General features: G+C 70.0%; 1 protein-coding gene. It reads right to left on the reverse strand.

Annotated features, from left to right (window positions below):
* On the reverse strand, window positions 1-983 hold a 983-nt coding region (locus J5X86_RS50185), incomplete at its 3' end, for a polyketide synthase dehydratase domain-containing protein (protein WP_308125002.1).
* Window positions 984-1,026 lie beyond the last annotated feature (43 nt).

Raw genomic sequence — 1,026 nt, forward strand, 5'->3', positions numbered from 1 at the left:
CTCGCCAACACCAGACTCCGCACCCCATGCACCGCCACCAGATGCCGCGCCACCACCGCACCCAACGCCCCCGTACCACCCGTCACCAACACCGTCCCACCAGAACGCACGCCGCCAACACCACCCGACCCGGCCTCGGGCACCTCCACAACACGGGTGAGGCGCCGGGCGAAGCAGGTGGCGTCGCGTAAGGCCAGCTGGCGCTGGTCACCGGCAAGCATCGCGGGCAGGAGAGCGGTGGGGATTGTTTCTTGATCGATGTCGAGGAGGAGGATCCGCCCGGGGTTCTCCGCTTGTGCGGACCCCATCAGGCCCCATACCGCGGCCACTGCCGGATCGAGCGGATCGGCCTCCCGGACGGCGACGGCACCACGCGTCACCACGACCAGCCGGCTGGACGCCAACGAGGGCTCGGCCAGCCACGCCTGTACGACCCGCAGCGCCCGCCCGGTCAGCTCCCGCACCTCGGCCGTAGCGTCGCCGGTGTCACTATCGACGCCACCGCCGAGGTCCAGCAACAGCATCTCGGGTAGCGAAGCCTCCAGCGTGGCGGTCAGGCGGTGTACGTCCTCGGCGTCGACCACCGGTACGGGTTCCACGGTCGTCCCGTCCGGCCGGACCGGCAGTTCCTCCCAGGCGACGTGGAACATCCGATCCGCCGTCGCCGCCGTGTCGAACTGCTCGGGGCTGACCGGACGGGACACCACCGAGCCCACCGAAGCCACCGGGGAACCGGACTCATCGGCCAGGTCGAGGGTCATGGTGTTCGGGCCAGATGGTGTCACGCGTACCCGCAGCGCTGACGCCCCGGAGGCATGCAGCGCTACCTCTCGATAGGCGAACGGCAGCACAAGCTCCGCATCGGCTTCGTCACGGTCGTAGAAGGCGATGGTGTGCATGGCCGCGTCGAGAAGTGCCGGATGCAGTCCGAACCCCGCCGCCCGGACCCGATGCTCCTCCGGCAGCGCCACCTCCGCATACACCGCACCATCCAACCGCCACGCCGCCCGCACCCCCTGAAACACC

This window comes from Streptomyces sp. NEAU-YJ-81 (assembly GCF_017592595.1).
Taxonomy (GTDB): Bacteria; Actinomycetota; Actinomycetes; order Streptomycetales; family Streptomycetaceae; genus Streptomyces; species Streptomyces hygroscopicus_B.